18 protein-coding genes are annotated in these 21,469 nt (G+C 50.6%); 16 read left to right on the top strand and 2 right to left on the bottom strand.

The features are described 5' to 3' along the window. Positions 1–419: 419 nt before the first annotated feature. Entirely contained in the window at positions 420–1,682 is a 1,263-nt protein-coding gene (locus tag M0651_RS11790) for an extracellular solute-binding protein (protein WP_248551940.1), read from the top strand. A gap of 11 nt (positions 1,683–1,693) precedes the next feature. Here M0651_RS11790 and M0651_RS11785 read toward each other — a convergent pair whose 3' ends face one another. Together M0651_RS11785 and M0651_RS11780 are read right to left on the bottom strand one after the other, a co-directional pair. Continuing rightward, complete coding sequence (locus M0651_RS11785) at positions 1,694–2,770, bottom strand: coiled-coil domain-containing protein (protein ID WP_248551939.1); 1,077 nt, start codon at positions 2,768–2,770, stop codon at positions 1,694–1,696. A 130-nt stretch (positions 2,771–2,900) separates the two neighbouring features. Further along, positions 2,901–3,137 (bottom strand): DUF2626 family protein, encoded by a 237-nt coding sequence (locus M0651_RS11780; protein WP_059044116.1) that lies wholly within the window; start codon positions 3,135–3,137, stop codon positions 2,901–2,903. Positions 3,138–3,484: 347 nt separating this feature from the next. Here M0651_RS11780 and M0651_RS11775 point away from each other — a divergent pair, with 347 nt between their 5' ends. From M0651_RS11775 to M0651_RS11705, 15 genes are all read left to right on the top strand, one after another. Next, on the top strand, positions 3,485–4,138 hold the full coding sequence (locus M0651_RS11775) for an RsfA family transcriptional regulator (protein ID WP_248551938.1): 654 nt from the start codon (positions 3,485–3,487) through the stop codon (positions 4,136–4,138). A gap of 111 nt (positions 4,139–4,249) precedes the next feature. Next, complete coding sequence (locus tag M0651_RS11770) at positions 4,250–5,185, top strand: ketopantoate reductase family protein (protein WP_248551937.1); 936 nt, start codon at positions 4,250–4,252, stop codon at positions 5,183–5,185. 78 nt (positions 5,186–5,263) lie between these two features. After that, positions 5,264–5,647 (top strand): DUF3397 domain-containing protein, encoded by a 384-nt coding sequence (locus M0651_RS11765; RefSeq protein ID WP_248551936.1) that lies wholly within the window; start codon positions 5,264–5,266, stop codon positions 5,645–5,647. 224 nt (positions 5,648–5,871) lie between these two features. Continuing rightward, positions 5,872–7,584 (top strand): peptide ABC transporter substrate-binding protein, encoded by a 1,713-nt coding sequence (locus M0651_RS11760; RefSeq protein WP_248551935.1) that lies wholly within the window; start codon positions 5,872–5,874, stop codon positions 7,582–7,584. Between the two features lie 190 nt (positions 7,585–7,774). Then, positions 7,775–8,707 carry an ABC transporter permease gene (locus M0651_RS11755; RefSeq protein ID WP_248551934.1) on the top strand — a complete coding sequence of 311 codons (933 nt, stop codon included), beginning with the start codon at positions 7,775–7,777 and terminating at the stop codon, positions 8,705–8,707. A gap of 5 nt (positions 8,708–8,712) precedes the next feature. Next, a complete protein-coding gene (locus tag M0651_RS11750) occupies positions 8,713–9,675 on the top strand; it encodes an ABC transporter permease (RefSeq protein ID WP_282577875.1) in 963 nt (320 codons plus the stop codon). A 12-nt stretch (positions 9,676–9,687) separates the two neighbouring features. Next, positions 9,688–10,683 carry an ABC transporter ATP-binding protein gene (locus M0651_RS11745; RefSeq protein WP_248551933.1) on the top strand — a complete coding sequence of 332 codons (996 nt, stop codon included), beginning with the start codon at positions 9,688–9,690 and terminating at the stop codon, positions 10,681–10,683. After that, a complete protein-coding gene (locus tag M0651_RS11740) occupies positions 10,680–11,621 on the top strand; it encodes an ABC transporter ATP-binding protein (RefSeq protein ID WP_248551932.1) in 942 nt (313 codons plus the stop codon). The genes M0651_RS11745 and M0651_RS11740 overlap by 4 nt, the downstream gene beginning before the upstream one ends. A 170-nt stretch (positions 11,622–11,791) precedes the next feature. Then, positions 11,792–13,429, top strand: a complete 1,638-nt coding sequence (gene bshC, locus M0651_RS11735; protein WP_248551931.1) for a bacillithiol biosynthesis cysteine-adding enzyme BshC — start codon at positions 11,792–11,794, stop codon at positions 13,427–13,429. 12 nt (positions 13,430–13,441) lie between these two features. Next, positions 13,442–14,710, top strand: coding sequence for an adenosylhomocysteinase (locus M0651_RS11730; protein WP_248551930.1), 1,269 nt, complete (start codon positions 13,442–13,444; stop codon positions 14,708–14,710). Positions 14,711–15,139: 429 nt separating this feature from the next. Continuing rightward, positions 15,140–15,577 carry a division/cell wall cluster transcriptional repressor MraZ gene (gene mraZ / locus M0651_RS11725; protein WP_059044096.1) on the top strand — a complete coding sequence of 146 codons (438 nt, stop codon included), beginning with the start codon at positions 15,140–15,142 and terminating at the stop codon, positions 15,575–15,577. A gap of 81 nt (positions 15,578–15,658) precedes the next feature. After that, positions 15,659–16,633, top strand: coding sequence for a 16S rRNA (cytosine(1402)-N(4))-methyltransferase RsmH (rsmH, locus tag M0651_RS11720; RefSeq protein ID WP_248551929.1), 975 nt, complete (start codon positions 15,659–15,661; stop codon positions 16,631–16,633). Next, positions 16,634–17,086 carry a hypothetical protein gene (locus M0651_RS11715; RefSeq protein WP_248551928.1) on the top strand — a complete coding sequence of 151 codons (453 nt, stop codon included), beginning with the start codon at positions 16,634–16,636 and terminating at the stop codon, positions 17,084–17,086. It abuts the gene before it with no gap. Positions 17,087–17,105: 19 nt separating this feature from the next. After that, positions 17,106–19,352, top strand: coding sequence for a penicillin-binding transpeptidase domain-containing protein (locus M0651_RS11710; RefSeq protein ID WP_248551927.1), 2,247 nt, complete (start codon positions 17,106–17,108; stop codon positions 19,350–19,352). 84 nt (positions 19,353–19,436) lie between these two features. Continuing rightward, positions 19,437–21,401 (top strand): stage V sporulation protein D, encoded by a 1,965-nt coding sequence (locus tag M0651_RS11705; RefSeq protein WP_248551926.1) that lies wholly within the window; start codon positions 19,437–19,439, stop codon positions 21,399–21,401. Positions 21,402–21,469: the final 68 nt, after the last annotated feature.

The following is a 21,469-nucleotide window of genomic DNA, read 5'->3' as shown; positions in this document are numbered from 1 at the left end:
CAGTTCCGTTAGGGAGGAGCGGTTTCGCGTGCGTGCCAGTTTGGTGCATTTAAGCCGGGCTGTACTCCTTCCCTCCGGCGGGAGCAACTGGATGGGAATTCGCAATGAGAGCGTCATAAGGTCAGAGGGGGGGATGATTCTGAAGAAACGATAGTGGTCGCCTTTGTGAGCGGATTTCCACCTCATCTGAATTTAGTTCAATCAGAGAAATCCGCGAGCAACAGCGATCGTAAGAACATTTCACCCGGCGGCCCCTAGCGCTCTTGAACTCTTTGTACCGCTCGCATCCTACCGCGACCTCCTGCCATCTCCCCATATACAATTTTTTACGGGACAATTCATTCCGCGATTTGCTACAATACGGAGTATCGGAATGTGTATAGACTTGCGCTCCTAAAATGAGGAGAGGAAGAACAGGCGTGAAGCGAAAAAATCATTGGGTGCTTTTTGCGGTCCTGCTGCTCGCTTTAATCAATCTGTCCCCTAGCGAAGAAACGACACAAGTTCGCCCGGAAGACCGCGGCGAAACTTTGCCGTTTACGCCGCCCGAGGCGAGCGACCTCCAGGAGACTGGGCATATTCAAGTGGCGGTGCAAATGGACGAGTCCGATTTCCGCCGCTTGGAGGAAATGAACCGGCAGTTTACGGTGATCCATCCGGTGGAGGTTGATCTGGTTAACGTACCGGCGGAAGAGACGTATGCTACTTACCAGCGACAGCTCATGAAGCTGGGGGAATCGCCGGACGTCCTGCTATTGGACAATGTCTGGGTTCGCCGCTTTGCAGCGGACGGTTACCTGCTGCCTACGGAGGGGTATTATTCAGGTTCTTTATCCGGAGAAGTGTTAAGCGCATCCTTGATTCCTAACGAATGGAATGGATACGTCTGGGGAGTTCCGCTGGACGTGGATCCTTATGTCCTGGTCTATGATGCAGTGAAGCTGAAGCAGTTGGGCCTGGAGCGCCCGCCCGCATCGGTGGACGATTGGAACGTTCTCATCTCCGATTTCAAAAAACAACGACCCCAGCCCTACCTGATGGGCTTGGATTACCGCGATCCGTACGCGGCGGCGACGTTGCTTTGGCAAATCGGGGGAGGCTGGAAGCCGGGCGGATCCGAGCCTTTTTATGCGGTGAAAGGGAATATGCCGCTCTCCTTGCAGCAATTAGAACAGATCCAACCCTGGTTGTTGGATTCGGGTGCCGTTGGAGCGGATTCGTGGAGCAAGTTCAATGGCGGTGAACTGGCCATGATGATCCTTCCGGCCTCTGAGGCGCAGAAGCATACGCTTCCCCAGATGAAAGTATGGACACCGGAAGTTCAGCCGAACTTGGCGTCTGTCTGGATTCGAGGACGCAGTTATGCCGTCTCCTCCCAAACGGACAACGCCGAAGCGGCCGGATTGTGGATTTCGGAGATGACCTCCGCGTTAAATCAGATGCGTTGGCAAAATACGTCGAGCCGCCTTCCCGTATTGAAAACGATCTATTACGAAGCCGCTCAAAACGAGCTGCCCACTTGGATTCCCGCCACCTTGGCCGCCGGTTCCGGAGCGGCATTGCCGGCTAGTCCGGCGTTGCCCGGACAGCTTGAAGCGTTTCAGACGCTCACCTCTGATTATTTGAGTGGGGCGATTAACATGAAGCAGTATCGCGGGCGTCTGGCTGAGCTTAGCCAATAACGCGGCTGTACTTACAAAGCTAACTTCAATTTCACCGTCAACGTTCCCTCGGAGATGGCCGCATCGGTGGCCTCTACGAAGGGGACGATTTTTTTGGGATAAAATCCGAGATCGAAGTCCCGCTCCAGCTCGGCCCGTGTCGTATCTGGCAGCGCTAAGCCGTTAAACAATAGACGGTCCACGTGAAAGACAATCGAATTCTCCGGTTCCTGTTCGACCGTATAATGTCCCTCAACCTCCAGTTTCAAGCCTTCCCGGCTGCCCCGTGCAACGATCTTGTCCTTTTCGAAGTGAAAACTCATATCTTTCAACAGCTCGCTCTGGCTATATAGAAACGCATTTAGCTCTTCTTCGCGGATATCCAGGCGATAACCGCCTTTCTCGGCAATCAAGCTGTTCTCGTTCTGCTGCAAAAAATCCGGGAACTGCGACATCGAAGAACTGAGCGCCTGAAAATACTTGCGCAGTTCATATAAACCGACATTCTCCCAATACACCGTAAGCTCTTGGATGAGCGCTTTGAGCTTCTCAGGATCCGCGCTAAGCCCAAGTGATTTGTCAACACTTTGCTGAAGTGCGGCAACCCGGCTGCGTTGGAGCTGAAGCTCTTCTTTCATGCGGGCCAGCTCATTCGAGGTGTCATCCAGTTTCTGTTTGGTACGCGTCAGCTTGGCGTATTCCGTCTTATAGTGATTTAACACCGTACGATCCCGATCCATGATGAGTTGATAATAGTCCAATACGGTAAAAAAATCCTTGAGGCTGTTTACGCTCACTAATGCGTACAGTAAATTTTCCCGTTCTCCCATATAATAAGCGCGCAACCTTAAGCCGGCTTGCTCCCGGCTGACTCGGATTTGTTCGTTTTTATCGGATAGCTGTCCCTGCAAATCACGAATGTCCGCTTCGGTTTCTTGCTGACGGGATTCAATCCGTTCGATTTCCCGATCGATTTCCTGAATCGACAAGCTTTGTTCTAGGATCTGTTGTTCTTCGGCGGTAAATGGTTCGGCAGCAGTCAGCATGCCGCCTATATGGAGGGTAACCCATGACAGTAATAGACAGAACGATATGATGCGTTTCTTCAACAACGATCCTCTCCCGTCAATAGTTGTACTATATATATGATAACAGGTTTGGAAATAGCAGAAGTCACGAAAAAAGGCGTTCCGGCCCGTAGCCGAAACACCCTTTTGGAACACTTATGAACGCTTGGGATTAGAGGGGCAAACCCATTTTAAAGATCGTCCAGTAGCTGAAACCGGTAAAAGCGACGATCATGTATCCCCAGAACAGCAGGATATAGGTTCTCTCGGTAAACTTCAAGTAGCCGAAAAGAACGAAAAAGGCGGTTTGCAAGAAGAACAGCAAGGCCATTTCCGTCAGATCGCCCGCAAAGGCCATAAGCCCAATAGCCAAAGTGAAGAAGCCAAGGACGCGGAACATGCGTGCCACGAGGTAATCCCCCTTTCTTATGTATCAACGAACCTTCCATTTCTTTTCTCATTATACCCGTTAGGCCGAAAAGTGTAAACGAAAAGTCAACATTTAGCCAAATCCTGCAAATTGTGATGTGACATATATAACTGTATTATCAACAGTTATCTGCATGCGTTATTCGTTTCCACGAACGTTATGTATGGAGGCCCCTGATTTTGGAAATACATTTTAGTATCAAATAGATTCTATGAACTCTATGAGAGGCATAGAAATGGAGTAAGAAGCATTTTACCCATACGCCTGCCGGAGACCGCCGGTTGGAAGACGGTTAGACTAGGATGTCGTTAGGAGGTTTTTATAGCATGACAGCTGTGAGACAAGATGCATGGAGCGCAGAAGATGATTTGATTCTGGCCGAGGTGACTCTTCGGCATATTCGGGAGGGCAGCACCCAATTAAACGCTTTCGAAGAGGTCGGGGAACGAATCGGTAGAACGGCGGCGGCCTGCGGGTTTCGATGGAATAGCTGCGTACGGAAAAAATACGAAGCGGCCATTAGCATCGCCAAAGCACAGAGACAGAAACGGAATTATATGAAAAAACAAACCCCGCTGATCGCGGGTTCCGGTATGGCTTCGCTCGCATCCGTCGAATTGGACGACGGCGGTTACCGCAGCGATGGAGTAACCGAGGAAACGATATCCATCGATGCGGTGATCCGGTTTTTGCGCGGATGGAAGAACACGGTTCAGGAGACGAACCGCCAAATGAAATCGCTCGAGAAGGAGCTGCGTGAGAAAGAAGAGGAGCTTGCCACGCTTCGGGAAGAAAACGAGCGATTATCGACACAGGTCAATGAGGTGCAGACCGATTATCGAGTCGTCAACGACGATTATAAGGCGCTAATTCAGATTATGGACCGGGCTAGACGGTTGGCATTTTTGAATGAAGAGGACGAAGAAAGCAAATCTCGATTTAAAATGGATGCAAACGGAAATTTGGAACGAATCGAATAAGAGGAAGAGGGACAAAACACAAAACTCCTGCCGAAACGGCAGGAGTTTTGTGTTTTGGGGGGAGGGTCTGGTATAAAAGGATTAGGATGAAAGAAAGGGCGTGGAGTGTTCATGAATTTTGACATAGTCGGCGCTGGGGCACTGGGGTTGCTATTCGGCGGCAAATTAGCGTCGTCCGGCGCGTCCGTCCGATTTTGGACAAGGACTCCCGAACAAGCCGCTTCATTGAAAAAGGAAGGAATCCGGCTCGATGAAGCGGATGGGACGTCGATCATCATAGAGGGAAGTCGATTCGAAACCTATTATATGGAAGAAAGCAGTGAGATCGGCAGCCTCAAACCGGGTGATTGGCTGCTGATAACGACGAAACAAAGGCATCTCGACGCCAAACTGCTGACTTCCATTGGGCAACTTGTGGGAGCGGGAACGAAGGTCGTGTGCTTTCAAAACGGTGTAGGCCATTTGGAGTTGATCGGCGGGTCGCTGCCCGGCGTTTCTATATATGCAGCGATCACGACCGAAGGCGCGAATCGAATGAATGAATATAGCGTAGCCAGAGCTGGCCATGGGATGACGCAAATTGGCGCGAGCGGCGATTCATCCGATCTAGCCAGAGATGGAGAAAGTTTGGTGAAAATGCTTGAGACGGCAGGATTTAACGCCCTTTTGTCGAAAGACATCGAGAGGGAAATCTACAGGAAGCTGTTGATCAATGCCTCCATCAACCCGTTGACGGCTTTATGGAGGGTAACAAACGGGCAGTTGCTTGAGAAAGAGGAGCGACTTCGCCTGCTTCGACAGTTATATGAGGAAGGCGCAGCGATTTATCGTGCTTATGGGATTCCCTGCGATGAGGACATGGTCGAACAAATCACCGAGGTATGCCGATCGACATCAACCAATATCTCCTCCATGCTAAAGGATGTGCAGCAGGGCACGCCGACGGAAATTGATTATATCAATGGAAGATTGGTTGAGATGGCCAGTACCAAGGGGATCCTAGCTCCAGGACATGAGATGGTGTGGCGGTTGGTCCGAGCTTTATAACCTGACATGTATATAAAAATATAGTTACTTACTTTGTAAGTCAGCTTTTTATTTACAAAATATTGTGGAGGTGAGGCTTTGGAAGCGTTGGTCTCTTCCTTTATTGTGTTGGCCATGGTACCGATCATTCCTTTTGGGCTGATTTATTTCATTCATTATCAAGTGAAACGGGATAAAAGAGCGGCGCTGAAGCTGGCGATGGATGTGACTACGCTGTTTCTGATTTTCTCGGTTTCGGCGTTGTTCAACAATGTGTTTGGTTCTACCTTTGGCTTCTATTTAATCCTCATCATCCTGCTGGTTGTTGGCGGGTTGATCGGCGGGGCTCAGACCCGCTTGAAAGGGAAGGTCGATGGACGCAAGCTGCTGCGTGTGGTTTGGCGCCTGGCGTTTGCGGGAACCGGGGTAGCGTATGTTCTGTTATTTTTAATCAGCTTCATTACATATATTACAGCGGCATAGCTCAAACTACGAATACCGTTGAAACTCGAATGAATCCATAACATTCCTGGTTAATTGTTAAGAAAAACAAAAGTCAATATTGTATATTGGACTATTTTGTTAAAGAAAAGCGCTAAATTTATCAAATCTCGCGAAAAATCTTTAATTTTATGTTGGATTTTTTTGACCGCTGGTTGTATAATCTAAAAACATATACCAAAACATTTTAAGGGGGATATTGCTAGATGAAGAAGAGTAAAAGTCTTTTGCTTCTTCTGACGCTCGTTCTTGCAGTCGGCACTTTGCTTGCCGCATGCGGTTCGAACGGCGGGAACAATGGCGCTGCCAATAACGGCGCAGCTAACGGAGGCAATACAGCTTCCGACAATGGCAACAGCGGTGAAGAGAAATTGGCCGCGGATCAAACGCTTAGAATTAACCTGAGCGCGGAACCGCCAACATTTGACCCGGCTCAAGCTCAAGACAGCCAAGCCAACACCGTTCTGAAGTTGATGTACGAAGGACTTACGCGCCAGGACGAATCTGGTCAAGTCATCCCCGCTGCAGCTGAAAGCTGGGACATCGACGGTACGAAATATACGTTCCACTTGCGTAAAGACGCAAAATGGAGCAACGGCGACGCTGTAACCGCGAATGATTTCGTATTCGCATGGGAACGCGTTCTGAGCCCGAAGACAGATCCGGCAGCTCCTTACGCTTACCAATTGTACTATCTGAAAAACGCTCAAGAATATAATGAAGGAAAAGTTACTGACTTCAGCCAAGTCGGCGTTAAAGCAGTTGACGATTATACGCTGGAAGTTGATTTGGTAGCTCCGACTCCTTACTTCCTGGGCTTGACTTCTTTCTATACGTTGTATCCGGTTCACCAATCCGTGAAGGATGACCCGAAATGGGCGGTTGACCAAAGCAAAATGATCGTTAACGGCGCATTCACGCTGACCAACTGGGTGAAAGGCCAAACGATCGAAGTATCCAAGAACGCAAACTACTGGGATAACGCCAACATCAAGTTGAGCAAAGTAACGATGTCCTTGGTTAACAGCAGTGCGACCGAGTTGGCAAGTTACCAAAACAATGAGTTGGACCGTGCAGGTCATCCGAACGGAGAAATCCCTACGGACCAAATCCCAATTCTGAAAGACCAATTGAAAGACGAACTGGAAATTAAAGGTATTTCCAGTACGTACTACTATGAATTTAACGTTACGGCAAAACCATTCGACAACGTCAATATCCGTAGAGCATTCTCGATGGCTGTTGATCGTCAAGCAATTGTTGACAACGTAACTCTTGGCGGTCAAGTTCCTGCGTTTGGTTTTGTACCTCCGGGTATCAAAGGCTTGAACGACGAATATCGTAACGAACACAAAGACAGCGACTACTTCTCCGAAAATCTTGAAGAAGCTAAGAAATTGCTGGAACAAGGCATGCAAGAAGAAGGCTACACAAAATTGCCTGAAATCACTTTGATCTACAACTCCAGTGAAGCCCACAAGAAAATCGCTTTGGCGGTTGCTGACATGTGGAAGAAAAACCTGGGCGTTGACGTGAAAACGGAAAACCAAGAATGGGCCGTATTTATCGAAAACCGTCAAAACTTGAACTACCAAGTTGCTCGTGCCGGTTGGAGTGCTGACTACAACGATCCGATGACTTACATGGATATGTGGTTGACGGGTGGCGGTAACAACGACACTGGTTTCTCGAACGAAGAATACGATAAATTGATCAACGAAGCGAAAACTATCGACGATATGGCGAAACGCGATGCAAACTTCGCAAGAGCCGAAGAAATCTTGATCAAGGACAATCAAGTCCTGATGCCGCTTTACTATTACACCAACGTTGCGGCTACTAAGCCGTACCTGAAAGGTGTAGTACTGGACTTCAGCGGTGCTATTGACTACAGCCGCGCTTACCTGTTGGAACATTAATCGGTAAGTTACAAATCACATAGATACTTCGGGATATATATGTGGGTATTCCATATATATCCCGTTTTTTTTGTGTGTGCCTTTCTTCCAAGCATTACGTCTTTATACATTTATATGGAATAGACAAAGTGGTTTTTTTCACCTAAAATCGATATATGTCGAAATTTATAAGAAGGAGGTGTGAACGGGCATGGTGCGTTATATTGCCAATAAGTTCTTTTACATGTTGGTTTCGCTGTTTGTTCTCATTTCGGCGACCTTCTTTCTGATGAAGGCCATTCCGGGGAGTCCTCTAACGTCGGAGAAGCAGGTGCCTCCGGCGATCAAAGAACGACTCATTGAACAGCTTGGACTCGATAAGCCCGTTTATCAGCAGTATCTAAAATATTTGGGTGAGATTGCACAAGGCGATTTGGGGATATCCATGAAGCAGATTAATCAGGATGTATCCCACATTATCGGTCAAACGTTTTCAGCTTCCTTGAAGCTGGGTGCGGTTGCGATCGTCGTTGCGCTAATCGTCGGGGTGGTACTTGGTATGCTGGCAGCGCTGTATCATCGCAAATTGATTGACAATGTGGCGATGGTCTTAGCGGTGCTGGGCATCGCGGTACCTAGCTTCGTCGTAGCCTCTTTGCTGCAGTTTGTGTTTGCTTCGAAGTTGCACTGGCTGCCGACGATGGGCTTTAAGGGACCTTTATATTACGTGTTACCTGTAGCGGCTCTAACCGCGCAACCGATTGCGTTTATCGCGAGGTTAACCCGCTCAAGCATGCTGGAGGTCTTGCATGCCGATTACATCAAAACTGCCAAGGCGAAAGGCCTGGGCTGGATGGCCATCCTGTTCCGCCACGTGATTCGCAACGGCATTATGCCGGTCATCACGTATATGGGACCGATGACGGCGAATATTGTTACCGGTTCCGTGGTTATCGAACAAATCTTCGGGATCGGCGGCATTGGCAAACAATTCGTACAAGCGATCAGCGTCCGTGATTATCCGCTCATTATGGGGATTACAATCTTCTATGGCGTATTGCTGATGTTGGCTCGTTTCATCACAGATATACTCTATGTGCTTGTGGATCCGAGAATTAAGCTTTCGAAAGGGAAGGAGGGATAATGCGCATGGATTCGAATCCGATCAAAATGATGCCGACTCCAGCCGATTTGACGGCGGATGATTTCCGTAAAATCGGTGCGGACGAGAAGGAAGCCGAAGTAATTCAACGCGAAAGTATCTCCGCCTGGCGCGACGCTTGGCAACGACTTCGCAGCAACAAGCTGGCGATGACGGCTTTGATCATCTTGGCGTTGATTACGCTAACCGCGATTATCGCTCCGATCCTTGTCGGCAAAATCTACGGCTATAACTATTATTCGAACGATCTCTTGTATACCAACAAAGGCCCTTCGGCTACGCATTGGTTTGGAACGGACGACCTCGGTCGCGATATGTTCATCCGGACCTGGATGGGGGCGCGTATTTCCCTGATCGTTGGTTTGGCGGCGGCTTGTATCGACCTGTTGATCGGCGTTATTTATGGCGGCATCATGGGCTATTTTGGCGGCCGTGTCGATGAAATTATGAATAAGTTCTCCGAGATTTTGTACGCCATTCCTTATCTGCTTGTTACGATCCTTCTGTTGGTCGTGATGGAGCCAAGTTTGGGTACGATTATCCTGGCTTTGACGATTACCGGCTGGATTAACATGTCGTGGATCGTCCGCGGGGAGATTATGCAGTTGAAAAACCGCGAATATGTGCTCGCTTCCCGCTCGATGGGCGCAGGCCACGGACGATTGTTGTTCCGCCACCTGTTGCCGAATGCGGTAGGCCCGATCATTGTTACCGTAACGTTGTCCGTACCAAATGCGATTTTCGCCGAAGCGTTTCTAAGCTTCCTTGGTCTGGGCGTACAGGCTCCAGTAGCCTCGCTGGGTTCGATGATCAACGATGCACTGACCGGTTGGTTATACTATCCATGGCGCATGCTGTTCCCAGCAATTCTGATCAGCTTGACCATGTTATCGTTTAACATTTTTGGCGACGGTCTTCGCGACGCGCTGGATCCTAAATTGAAGAAATAGGAGGTGGAATGAATGGAGCCGATTTTACAAGTCAAAGATTTGCATGTTTCCTTCCAAGTCAAAGGTGGAGAAGTGAAGGCCGTCCGCGGCATGAACTTTGAAGTGGGGAAAGGTGAAACGGTTGCGATCGTCGGCGAATCCGGCAGCGGCAAGAGCGTCACGGCCCAAACGATTATGCGCCTGATTCCATCCCCTCCTTCCATCATTAAGCAAGGTGAAATTATTTTTCAAGGGCAAGACCTGTTGAAGAAAAGCGATAAGCAAATGGAATCGATCCGCGGGAAAGATATTGGCATGATATTTCAGGACCCGATGACCTCCTTGAATCCTACGATCAAAGTAGGCCGACAAATTACTGAAGTATTAATCAAACATCAGAATATGTCAGCGGGCGAAGCGAAGAAACAGGCTGTCGAAATGCTCAAGCTTGTAGGCATTAAGAATGCGGAAGCCCGCTTTAACCAATATCCACACGAATTCTCCGGGGGCATGCGGCAGCGTGTTATGATCGCCATTGCCCTGGCTTGCCGGCCTTCACTGCTGATCGCGGATGAACCGACGACGGCGCTTGACGTTACGATCCAGGCCCAAATCATGGACGTGATGAAAGAAATGCAATCCCGGCTTGGAACTTCCATCATTCTTATCACTCATGACCTTGGTGTCGTGGCAGGCATGTGTGACCGTGTTATCGTTATGTATGCAGGTGAAGTGGTGGAAACCGGGACGAAATGGGAAATCTTTAAGAACCCGCAACATCCTTATACCAAAGGCTTGCTGCGTTCGATGCCTCGTTTGGACCAAAAGAAAGGCGAACCGCTTATTCCAATTATCGGCACACCGCCGGATTTGATTAAGCCGCCGCTGGGTTGTCCTTTCGCCGCTCGTTGCGACCAGGCGATGAAGATTTGCGAACGCATCGATCCAAGCGCGACCGTGTTCAGTGAAACGCATACGGCTCGTTGCTGGGATCTTCATCCGATGGCCAAGGAGGTACAGTCGTCATGAGCAAAGGGAAAACCTTGATCGAAGTCGAAGGACTAAAAAAATACTTTAACGTCGGCGGCGGCAACGTACTGAAAGCCGTCAACGACATCAGCTTCTCGATCGCCGAAGGCGAAACCCTAGGTCTCGTCGGCGAATCCGGCTGCGGTAAATCGACCGCAGGCCGCACGATTCTTCGTTTATATGAGCCGACTGCGGGCAGCGTCCGCTTCAACGGCGTCGATATCAATCAATTATCGCCTAAGAAGATGAAAGCGATGCGCCGCGACATGCAGATGATTTTCCAGGATCCTTATGCCTCGCTGAATCCACGGTTTACTGTTACAGACATTATCGGCGAAGCATTGGATATTCACGGGATGGCTGGTTCCTACGCGGAACGGAAGAAGCGCGTTGAAGAACTGCTCGATATGGTTGGTTTGAACCCCGACCATGCGACACGTTATCCGCATGAGTTCTCCGGCGGTCAGCGCCAACGGATCGGGATTGCCCGCGCACTTGCGGTGAATCCGAAGTTCATCATCTGCGACGAACCGATCTCGGCGCTTGACGTATCTATCCAGGCTCAGGTTGTTAACTTGCTCGAGGATCTTCAGGATCGCTTGGGGTTGACTTATCTGTTTATCGCGCATGATTTGTCGATGGTTAAACATATCAGCGACCGTGTAGCGGTAATGTACCTGGGCCGGATCGTGGAATTGGCTGAGAGTGAAGAACTGTATGCCAATCCGATGCACCCTTATACGAAAACGCTCTTGTCCGCGATTCCGATTCCGGATCCGGAGGTTGAAGCGAACAAAAAGCGGATCCACTTGGAGGATACCGCAAGCGGCCCGATCGGCAAAGAAGGTGCCGGAAACGGAGGTTTGTTCGACCTGGACAACTCCGAGCTGGTAGAGGTGTCCAAAGGACATTTCGTCTCCATGCCGAAGAAAGGCTGATTTATTCTGCGAACTCCCGCAGCCGTTCATGGACGGTTGCGGGATTTTTTTTGCAGCTCATGGTTACGGAAAGTTAGAAGTTTCGCAAAAGTAAGGATTTCTTTGACGGAGCGGCCGGACATCCGGTACAATCAAGGAAGGTTTTGATGCAGACAGGAGGACGCTACCTGATGAATGTCGTTCAAGAACAACTGTCATTCGCGGGGCCGCTGGCTGAAGTATATGTCAACCAGTTCTCCGCGGTTGAGCTGTTATATGAAAGTGACCCGGGACAGTCAGAAAGTTGGGCTGAACGGGCCGCTTGGTTAGATCAAACGGAGCATACGCGAGTAGATCGGAAGGCTTTGGCCGCCCGGTTACGTGAATATAACGGACGTTATAATTCGGACCCGGCCGTCGAACGAGCGATCGCTCAGCTGGAGCAGCCCGGTACGGCGGTGATCGTTGGCGGTCAGCAAAGCGGGTTGTTCACCGGTCCGCTGCTCGTGGTCTATAAAGCCGTGACGATCCTCAAAGCGGCGAAAGTGGCTTCGGATCGGTTAAAACGTCCGGTTGTGCCGGTATTCTGGATTGCCGGCGAGGATCATGATTGGGACGAGGTAAACCATGCTTATGTGTTATCGCCGGATTTGCAGGTGCGTCGGATTCGATTGCACCGCGGGGCGATGGATCGGCTGCCGGTCAGTTTCACCAAGGTAACGGCCGAAGCTTGGGAGAAGGCTGTGTCCGAATTGGAGCAACTGCTTCCAGACAGCGAGCATAAGGCGGGTATCTTGGAACTGGTACGATGTTGTAAAGAGGATGCGGATAACCTGACAGCATATTTTGCTAAGTTGATGGGGGCCTTATTCGGAAAGCATGGTTTGGTACTTCTGGACTCCTCGGATCCTGAATTACGCCGGCTGGAAGTCCCTGTGTTTGAGCGGATGATCCGTCAAAATGATGAGCTGGAGATGTCTTACCATGAGACGGTACGCGATATGGCGGGCTTGGGATATGAGCCGTCCGCGGAGGTGGTAGAAGGCGGGGCCAATTTATTCTACATAAGCGAGCGGGAACGTTTGCTGCTGTTTAAACGAAATGGCCGGTTTGAAGATCGCAAGGGCAAGGTTACCTTCACGGCGGACGAACTGCTGGGCGAGCTTCGGGAACATCCGGAGCGGTTCAGCAATAACGTACTGACTCGTCCGTTAATGCAGGACAGCTTGCTGCCCGTCCTCGGTTCGGTGCTGGGTCCCGGCGAGATTGCTTACTGGGGGCTGACGCGCAAAGCATTCCATAAGCTGGGGCTTAAAATGCCGCTGCTGCTGCCTCGAGAAGCTTTTACCGTGGTAGACGGAACGTTGCAGAAGTATATGGAGAAATATCAGATTAGCTGGAATGATGTAAAGGATCCCGAGGTGTTCCAGCGCAAACGCGAGACCTGGCTTGCTTCCCAGGAGCGCATGCAGGTTGATCAACGGTTTAATGAAGTCATAGCTGCGTTTGGCGAACTGTACGAGCCGCTCCTTGAGGAGCTTTCAGGGGTCCAAAGTGGTCTGTCCCGACTTGGGGCGGTGAACCGGGACAAGATCCTGGACCAAATCGAATATTTACGCGGCAAGGCGAAGGATGCACTGGAGAAAATCCACGAGACCGGCTTGCGGCATTTTGACCGGATTCAATTATCGCTGTTCCCCTTGAACAAGCCGCAGGAGAGAGTTTACAATCTCTTTGAGGCTTTGAACCGGTATGGGTTGGATTGGATCGAAGAGCTGATGGATATTCCTTATGAGTTGACTGGCAAACATCGAATTATCTATTTATAGGAGGAGACGTATATGAGTTCGGAAGCGATTCAGAACAGCATCATTACCGATTTGAGGCTTGCGCCGGAGGGACATTTGAAGATCGACTGGGTGGAAGCCCATATGCCGGTGTTAAACCGGGTCCGTAAACAATTCGAAGCTGAGCAGCCTTTTAAGGGACTAAAGGTTACGATCTCGCTTCATTTGGAAGCGAAGACGGCTTATTTAGCTAAGGTCGTGCAAGCAGGCGGTGCCGAGGTGACGATCACCGGGAGTAATCCGTTGTCGACGCAGGACGATGTTTGCGCGGCATTGGTTGAAGATGGCGTGACCGTATATGCCAAATATAATCCAGCGCCGGAGGAATACAAGGCGTTGTTGATTAAATCGCTCGAAACGAAACCGGATTTGATTATCGACGACGGCGGCGATTTGGTTACGATTTTACATTCGGAACGGACGGATTTACTGGAGAATGTGCGGGGCGGCGCTGAAGAGACAACGACCGGGATTTTGCGGCTCAAAGCGATGGACAAAGAAGGGCAACTCAAATTCCCAATGGTCGCGGTGAATGATGCTTATTGCAAATATCTGTTCGACAACCGCTATGGGACGGGTCAATCGGTGTGGGACGGGATTAACCGGACAACGAATCTGGTGGTTGCCGGCAAAACCGTCGTTGTGGTTGGCTACGGCTGGTGCGGCAAAGGCGTAGCGATGCGGGCTAAAGGCCTTGGCGCGAACGTTGTCGTCACGGAAATCGACGCGATCAAAGCAGTCGAAGCCGTCATGGATGGCTTCCAAGTGATGCCGATGCTGGAAGCAGCGAAGGTGGGTGATTTCTTCGTTACTGTCACCGGTAATCGTGATGTGATCCGCGGGGAACACTATGATGTCATGAAGGACGGCGCAATTCTGTCCAATGCGGGTCACTTCGATGTGGAAGTGAACAAGCCGGAACTTGCGGAACGTTCCGTATCGATACGCACCGTACGCCGCAACATCGAGGAATACCATCTGAAGGACGGACGCAAAATGTATCTGCTCGCCGAAGGCCGTTTGGTCAATTTGGCTGCAGGCGACGGGCATCCGGCCGAAATCATGGACATGACATTTGCGCTTCAAGCGTTGTCCCTGAAATACGTCAATGACCGGTATAAGGAAATCGGCAAAACGGTCGTCAACGTCCCTTACGAGCTGGACGAGCAGGTAGCCCGCTTCAAGCTGGAAAGCCTGGGCGTAAATATAGATGCATTGTCCGCCGAGCAGCGCGCTTACCTGGAAAGCTGGCAAGAGCATTAATTCGGTTTGTTTGGGCCTTTAGGCCTTAACGGTAATTCGTACCGCTAATCGTGGCTTTTCCGCCGGCAGATGATAATTAACGGTAAATCCTACCGCTAAATTGCGGAATGGGCAAAGTCAGGCCATTTTGATGGAAATAACGGTACAAATTCCTGTTCATTCGCTGAAAAAGCGGATGGATGAAAATAATAACGGTAGCTTTTACCGTTAATTCAGAAAAAGGGACTATCTCGGGCAGAGGAATCTGCCGGGATAGTCCTTTTTGTCGTGATTTGGCGATCGCTGCCAACCTTTGCAAGTCACGCCAACCCCGGTTCAAAAAAAAATATGAACACTAGAAGGATTTTCCCCTCCAATGTGGAATAGTTACATATCACGGTGGTGTAAAGTGGTGCAAAGTGGGGGAAAGAGGTAAGGGGTGAGTCACCAATGTTTATGGGGGAATTTCAACATAGCATTGACGATAAAGGCCGGATTATCATACCGGCTAAGTTTCGTGATCTCCTCGGTAGCTCTTTCGTTGTTACCCGCGGCTTGGACCAGTGCCTTTTCGTATATCCAATGCAGGAATGGGAAGTGCTGGAGCAGAAGCTGAAAGCTTTACCGCTGATGAAATCCGACGCCCGCGCGTTTACACGCTTCTTTTTCTCGGGAGCGACGGAATGCGAATGGGATAAACAGGGAAGGGTAAACTTACCAGGTACTTTAAGGCAGTATGCCAAACTGGAGAAGGATTGCGTTGTTCTCGGCGTGTCGAACCGGGTAGAAATCTGGAGTAAAGACACGTGGGAGCAATACTTCCAGCAGTCGGAGGATACGTTTAACGAAATTGCGGAAAAACTGGTCGATTTCAACTTCGATCTTTAAGTGCGTGTTCAAAAAGTCAGCTTGTCGAGATGACTTTTGAACAACCTCTTTAAAATGAAATCAGGTTTGGGGGCGTAAGTCTTGTTCCATCACATCACGGTACTCAAAGAAGAAGCGACAGAAGGGCTGCGCATCAAGCCGGACGGCATTTATGTGGATTGTACGCTAGGGGGCGGCGGTCACAGCTCCGTGATTTTGTCCAAGCTGGGTCCAGGCGGAAGATTGATCGCTTTCGATCAGGATGACTGGGCGCTGGACAATGCCAAAGAGCGGCTCGCAGACTACGCGGACAAGTTAACTTTGGTAAAAAGCAATTTTCGCTATATCGAGCAAAAACTGCTGGAGATCGAGGGAGTGCCACAGTTAAACGGGGTTCCCCAAATAGACGGCGTATTGTTCGACCTCGGTGTTTCCTCTCCCCAATTTGATGAGGGGGAGCGGGGATTTAGCTATAACGCGGACGCGCGGCTAGATATGAGAATGGATCAATCCGCGTCGCTGACGGCGCGGGAGATCGTCAATACGTGGCCGGAACGCGAAATTGCTCGTATTTTGTTTCAATACGGCGAGGAGAAATTCTCCAGAAGAATCGCCAAGGTTATCGTGGAACGGCGTGAACAGGAGCCGGTCGAAACGACGGAACAGCTTGTCGAGCTGATCAAGGAAGGGATCCCGGCGGCCGCAAGGCGGACGGGAGGACATCCGGCCAAACGCAGCTTTCAGGCACTGCGCATCGCGGTTAACGACGAGCTGGGGGCTTTCGAGGAAGGGCTGCACGCAGCGATCCGCTGTTTAGCGCCGGGAGGCCGGGCTTCGGTCATCACCTTCCATTCGCTCGAGGACCGAATCTGTAAGCAGATTTTTGCCAGCTATGTAGAGAAATGCACTTGCCCTCCCGACTTTCCGATGTGCGTGTGCGGAGGCAAAGGTTCACTCAAATTGATTAATCGGAAACCGTTAGTCCCGTCGGAGCGGGAACTAGACGAAAATCCGCGGGCCCGCTCGGCGAAATTGCGTGTGGCGGAGAAATTGCAAACTGGTGTGGGGGTATCGTAAATGGCTTATACGCGAGGAAATCTGGCAGTTAAAGAGAAACAAGCGGAACGCAGCTATCCAACGCAGCGTTACCGGGAAACGACGAAGGTGGTCACCCGCCGATCGCCGCTGCCGGTTCGTGAGAAGCTTTTGTATATGATGACAGTAATGTTTTGTGTGGCGGTGATGGGCGGATTGTTATGGCAAAATGTGTCACTTTACAACATCAAGCGTCAAATGTTTAATTTGAATACGGACATTCAAGCCATTAACGCCGAAGTGAAGGAATTGACGATCCAGAAGGAGAAGCTGGAGGAACAGATTCCGGTGAAGGCGAATGAGCTCGGTTATGTACAGCCGGAGGTAGAAGGGTTCCACGTTCGAGTTCCTGCAGGGACTAATGTGAATGACGGCGTCAACCCGGACACCGAATCGGCGGCTGCGGCGGATGGTGTGGCTACGGCCAAGAAATAAAGTCTAAAGAGGTTTTGCCATGATCAAGCGAATAAAGCTTCGAACACTGCTGATAGGGGGATGTATAACCCTCTTTTTTGCTGTATTGATGGGTAGAGCGTTTTGGTTGCAGGTGGTGCAGGCTGACTTTTGGCAGGCGCATGCGGAGGAACTGTGGTCGACCAAGAAGCCGCTGCCGGCGACACGGGGAACGATCACCGATCGGAACGGTGACGTATTGGCGGTGGATGCCCCGGCTTATACGGTGGCCGTCAATCCTGAAATCATTAACAAATACGACCTTCAGGACGAGGTGGTTGAAGGACTTGGCAAAGTCCTCGGGAAGAACGAAAGTGAGCTGCGGGACATTGTAAACGCCAAGAAGGAATCCGGCGAGTATTTTACGCAACGCGAAGTTCGGAATGAAGGTTGGAAAATTGACCAAGACTTAAGAGACCAGGTTCAGGCCTTTATTGGCGAGCTGAAGGAAAAACATCAAGACATGCAAGACGTCGGCATTTATATCATCAAGGATCAGAAACGGTATTATCCGAATCATAGTCTGGCTTCTCACGTATTAGGCTACCTCGACCGGGAAGGCAAGGCCGTATCCGGACTGGAAGCCTTCTACGACGAACAGTTGAAAGGCATTGACGGTTCGATCGAATATAAGCGCGACGGCCGCGGAATTGAAATCCCGAAGGCGAGTGAGATTTATACGCCGGCGAAAAACGGGAAGAACCTGAAGCTCACGATCGATTATACGATCCAGTATTATATTGAACAGGCGATGAGAGAAGCTTACGATCAGTTGCAGCCGATCAGTATGACGGTTATTGCAGCCGATCCGAACACGATGGAAATTCTCGGCATGGCCAATATGCCTACATATAACCCGAACGAATATTGGGCGGACGTTGATCAGAAGAATTTCTACAACCATGCGATCAAGTCGGTCTACGAACCGGGTTCCACCTTTAAAATCGTGACCTTGGCCGGAGCGGTGCAGGACGGCTTGTTCAACCCGAACGCCACGTACAAATCCGGGAGCATCCGGGTACCGGGACAAACGATCCATGACTTGAAGCGTGCCGGCTGGGGCGAGATCAGCTATTTGGAGGGCGTTAAGCGCTCCAGTAACGTCGCCTTTGTCAAGCTGGGCTATGAAATGCTTGGACCGGAACGGCTGAAGACCTACGTCGACCAATTTGGATTCGGGAAAAAAACCGGCATCGAGCTGCCGGGTGAATCCAAAGGGATTGTGGATCCGGTACAGCAAGCTGACTTTGCGGCGATGGCATACGGTCACGGTAAGCTGCTCGTTACTCCGCTGCAGCAAATCGTAGCGGTATCGGCTATCGCTAATGGCGGAAAGCTGATGGAGCCTCATATCGTGAAGTCGATTACGGATCCGCAAACCGGCGAAGCGATCGACACCAAACCCAAAGTGATTCAGCAGATCCTCACTCCGGATAAAGCGAAAGAAGTCGGTACCTATTTGGAACAAGTGGTATCGGACCAAAAGATCGGGACCGGACGCCACGCCTATATTGACGGCTACCGGGTTGCCGGCAAGACCGGGACCGCGGTGAAAGTTGTGAATGGGCAATATGATTATACGAAGCAGGTTGTTTCGTTTATCGGTTATGCGCCGGTGAATGATCCGAAAATCGCGGTCATCGTCTTGATCGACGAACCGAAGGATTCCGAGCTGGGCGGGGGGACCGCTGCTGCTCCGGTATTCAAGAAGATCGTGAATCAAACGCTGCAATACATGGGGGTTCCGAAAAAAATCGAAGGTGGCGCGGCCAATACCCATTCGAAGAGTACAACTACGGGGCCTAAGGTGCCTGATGTGGGCGGACTAGCGGTCCAGCAGGCCAAAGACAAGCTGTCGGCAAGCGGTATTTCCTACGCCACTTATGGGAAAGGGACGGAAATCATCTCTCAATTCCCGAAGGCGGGCAGTACGCTCAAAGTCGGGCAATTCGTTTACCTACTCACGGAGAAGGGATCGGACATCAATGTGCCGAACCTGCAAGGCGAATCGCTGCGTGACGCCATGGAGTTGTTGTCGGTGCTGCAGATTCCGGTTACAGCGGAAGGTGAAGGGTATGTCGTTTCACAGGAAGTCGTTAATGAAAACGGGGGAAGACGTGTCGTTCTTACACTAGAACCTCCTGACAAGGAGGAAGCTTCGGCCGACGATGGTCAGGCGGAAGATACCGGCGATGACGATGGAACAGGCAATGCTAACGGTGAAGAAGCGGCCCTGGACTCGCCATAGCTTGTTCTAACCCCTGGTTGTCCTGAATAGTCATGTGATGAGTACAATCATGATGATGTGTCAGGATGGTTAGGGGGGCGACCTGTGAAAGTATCCAAGTTTACTGTCAGACGAAGATTGTTCTGGCTGTTAATGGTGTTGTGTTTGCTGTTTGCGGCTTTGGCCGTACGTCTTGCCTACGTTCAGATCGGAAAAGGCGCCGAATTATCCGCCAAAGCGGAGGACTCCTGGCGCCGAAATATTCCTTATTCGGCAAAACGCGGTGAAATCAGCGACCGTAACGGCAACGTGCTCGCTTATAATATTACGACGCCAACGGTGATGGCCATTCCGGTGCAGATTAAGAGTCCGGAGCAAACGGCCAAGAGCCTGGCGCCGCTGCTTGGGATGACCGAGGAATCGGTTCTGAAGTCGATCACCAAGAGACAATCCATAGTCAGGCTGCAACCCGGCGGACGCAAAATTACGATGGAAAAAGCACAGCAAATTCGTGATTTAGCTCTTCCGGGTATTGTTGTCGCTGAAGATAACAAGCGCTACTACCCATTTGGCGGACTGGCCGCTCATATTTTGGGCTTCACCGGTGGGTACAATCAGGGGTTGACCGGTGTGGAAAGCAAATACGACAGCCTGCTCAGCGGGATGAACGGCAGCGTATCTTATTTGTCCGACGCCGGCGGGCGATTAATGCCGGGCTCCTCAGAGAAATACGTGGAGCCGAAGGACGGCTTGAATCTCAACCTGACGATCGACAAGACGATTCAGAGTATTATCGAACGTGAGCTGGATCAGGCCATGGACCGGCTGCAAGCCGATTCGGCTTTGACGATCGCGATGAATCCGAAGACGGGAGAAATCCTCGGCATGGCCGCCAGACCGGGATACGAGCCGGGAGCCTACCAGGAATATGACTCAGCGGTATATAACCGAAATCTTCCGATATGGATGACGTACGAACCGGGTTCCACGTTCAAGATCATCACGCTGGCGGCGGCATTGGAAGAGAAGAAGGTGGATCTGTTAAATGACCGCTTTTTCGATCCCGGTTATGTCAAGGTCGGCGGAGCGACCCTCCGCTGCTGGAAGAAAGGCGGCCACGGCAGCCAAACGTTCCTTCAAGTTGTAGAGAACTCCTGCAACCCTGGTTTTGTGGCGTTGGGTCAACGGCTGGGCAAGGAAACGTTGTTCCAGTACATCAAAAACTTCGGGTTCGGCAGCAAAACGGGGATAGATCTGAATGGGGAAGAAAACGGGATTTTGTTTAAGTTGCCTCAAGTAGGTCCGGTCGAGTTGGCGACGACCTCGTTCGGGCAAGGCGTATCGGTAACCCCGATTCAACAGATCGCCGCGGTGTCCGCAGCGATTAACGGCGGTAAGCTGTTTAAGCCCTTTGTCGCCAAGTCGTGGACGAATCCGGATACGGGCGAAGTCGTTTCCGAGACGAAACCGCAGTTGGTGCGGCAGGTGATCTCAGAGGAAACGTCCAAGCAGATCCGCACCGCGTTGGAAAGCGTCGTAGCCAACGGAACAGGCGGGAACGCATTTATTGATGGCTACCGAGTCGGCGGGAAGACGGGGACGGCGCAAAAGGTCGTGAACGGACGGTATTCGCAAAATGAACATATCGTTTCGTTTATCGGCTTTGCGCCTGCGGACGATCCGCAAATCGTCGTTTATACCGCGGTGGATAACCCGCAGGGGATCCAGTTCGGCGGCGTGGTGGCCGCGCCGATCGTACGCAACATCATGGAGGATGCGCTGGAATATATGAAGGTACCGCCTCGTCAGCAGCAGGTCACGAAGAAATATAAATACGGAGAGACGCCGATCGTTACGGTACCGGACTTGATCGGCCACACGACGCAGGAAATCTATGAGGATCTAAACATGAACTTTAATCTGGCGAGATCCGGAGCCGGCAACGTGGTGTTAAATCAAGCACCGAAGGCGGGATCCCGGGTGGAGAAGGGCTCTACCATCCGCATCTACATGGGCAGCGAAGCTGAAGCAGAACAACAACATGATCATAATCCGATCACAAGTGAATAATATTCCTGAACTGAGCAATTTTTGGTGATAATATAAGTAAGTGTTAGCTCTTAAGTTGATTGAATTGA

Source organism: Paenibacillus mellifer (assembly GCF_023195895.1).
Taxonomy (GTDB): Bacteria; Bacillota; Bacilli; order Paenibacillales; family Paenibacillaceae; genus Fontibacillus; species Fontibacillus mellifer.
Note: the sequence above shows the minus strand (reverse complement) of the source record. Positions and strands in the feature narration are given on the sequence as shown.

Excerpts from the sequence above, each read along its gene's own strand:
- M0651_RS11770 (WP_248551937.1), top strand. The coding sequence starts at position 4,250 with ATGAATTTTGACATAGTCGGCGCTGGGGCACTGGGGTTGCTATTCGGC.
- M0651_RS11755 (WP_248551934.1), top strand. The coding sequence starts at position 7,775 with ATGGTGCGTTATATTGCCAATAAGTTCTTTTACATGTTGGTTTCGCTG.
- M0651_RS11710 (WP_248551927.1), top strand. The coding sequence starts at position 17,106 with ATGATCAAGCGAATAAAGCTTCGAACACTGCTGATAGGGGGATGTATA.
- M0651_RS11750 (WP_282577875.1), top strand. The coding sequence starts at position 8,713 with ATGGATTCGAATCCGATCAAAATGATGCCGACTCCAGCCGATTTGACG.
- M0651_RS11740 (WP_248551932.1), top strand. The coding sequence starts at position 10,680 with ATGAGCAAAGGGAAAACCTTGATCGAAGTCGAAGGACTAAAAAAATAC.
- mraZ (WP_059044096.1), top strand. The coding sequence starts at position 15,140 with ATGTTTATGGGGGAATTTCAACATAGCATTGACGATAAAGGCCGGATT.
- M0651_RS11715 (WP_248551928.1), top strand. The coding sequence starts at position 16,634 with ATGGCTTATACGCGAGGAAATCTGGCAGTTAAAGAGAAACAAGCGGAA.
- M0651_RS11730 (WP_248551930.1), top strand. The coding sequence starts at position 13,442 with ATGAGTTCGGAAGCGATTCAGAACAGCATCATTACCGATTTGAGGCTT.
- bshC (WP_248551931.1), top strand. The coding sequence starts at position 11,792 with ATGAATGTCGTTCAAGAACAACTGTCATTCGCGGGGCCGCTGGCTGAA.
- M0651_RS11760 (WP_248551935.1), top strand. The coding sequence starts at position 5,872 with ATGAAGAAGAGTAAAAGTCTTTTGCTTCTTCTGACGCTCGTTCTTGCA.
- M0651_RS11745 (WP_248551933.1), top strand. The coding sequence starts at position 9,688 with ATGGAGCCGATTTTACAAGTCAAAGATTTGCATGTTTCCTTCCAAGTC.
- M0651_RS11775 (WP_248551938.1), top strand. The coding sequence starts at position 3,485 with ATGACAGCTGTGAGACAAGATGCATGGAGCGCAGAAGATGATTTGATT.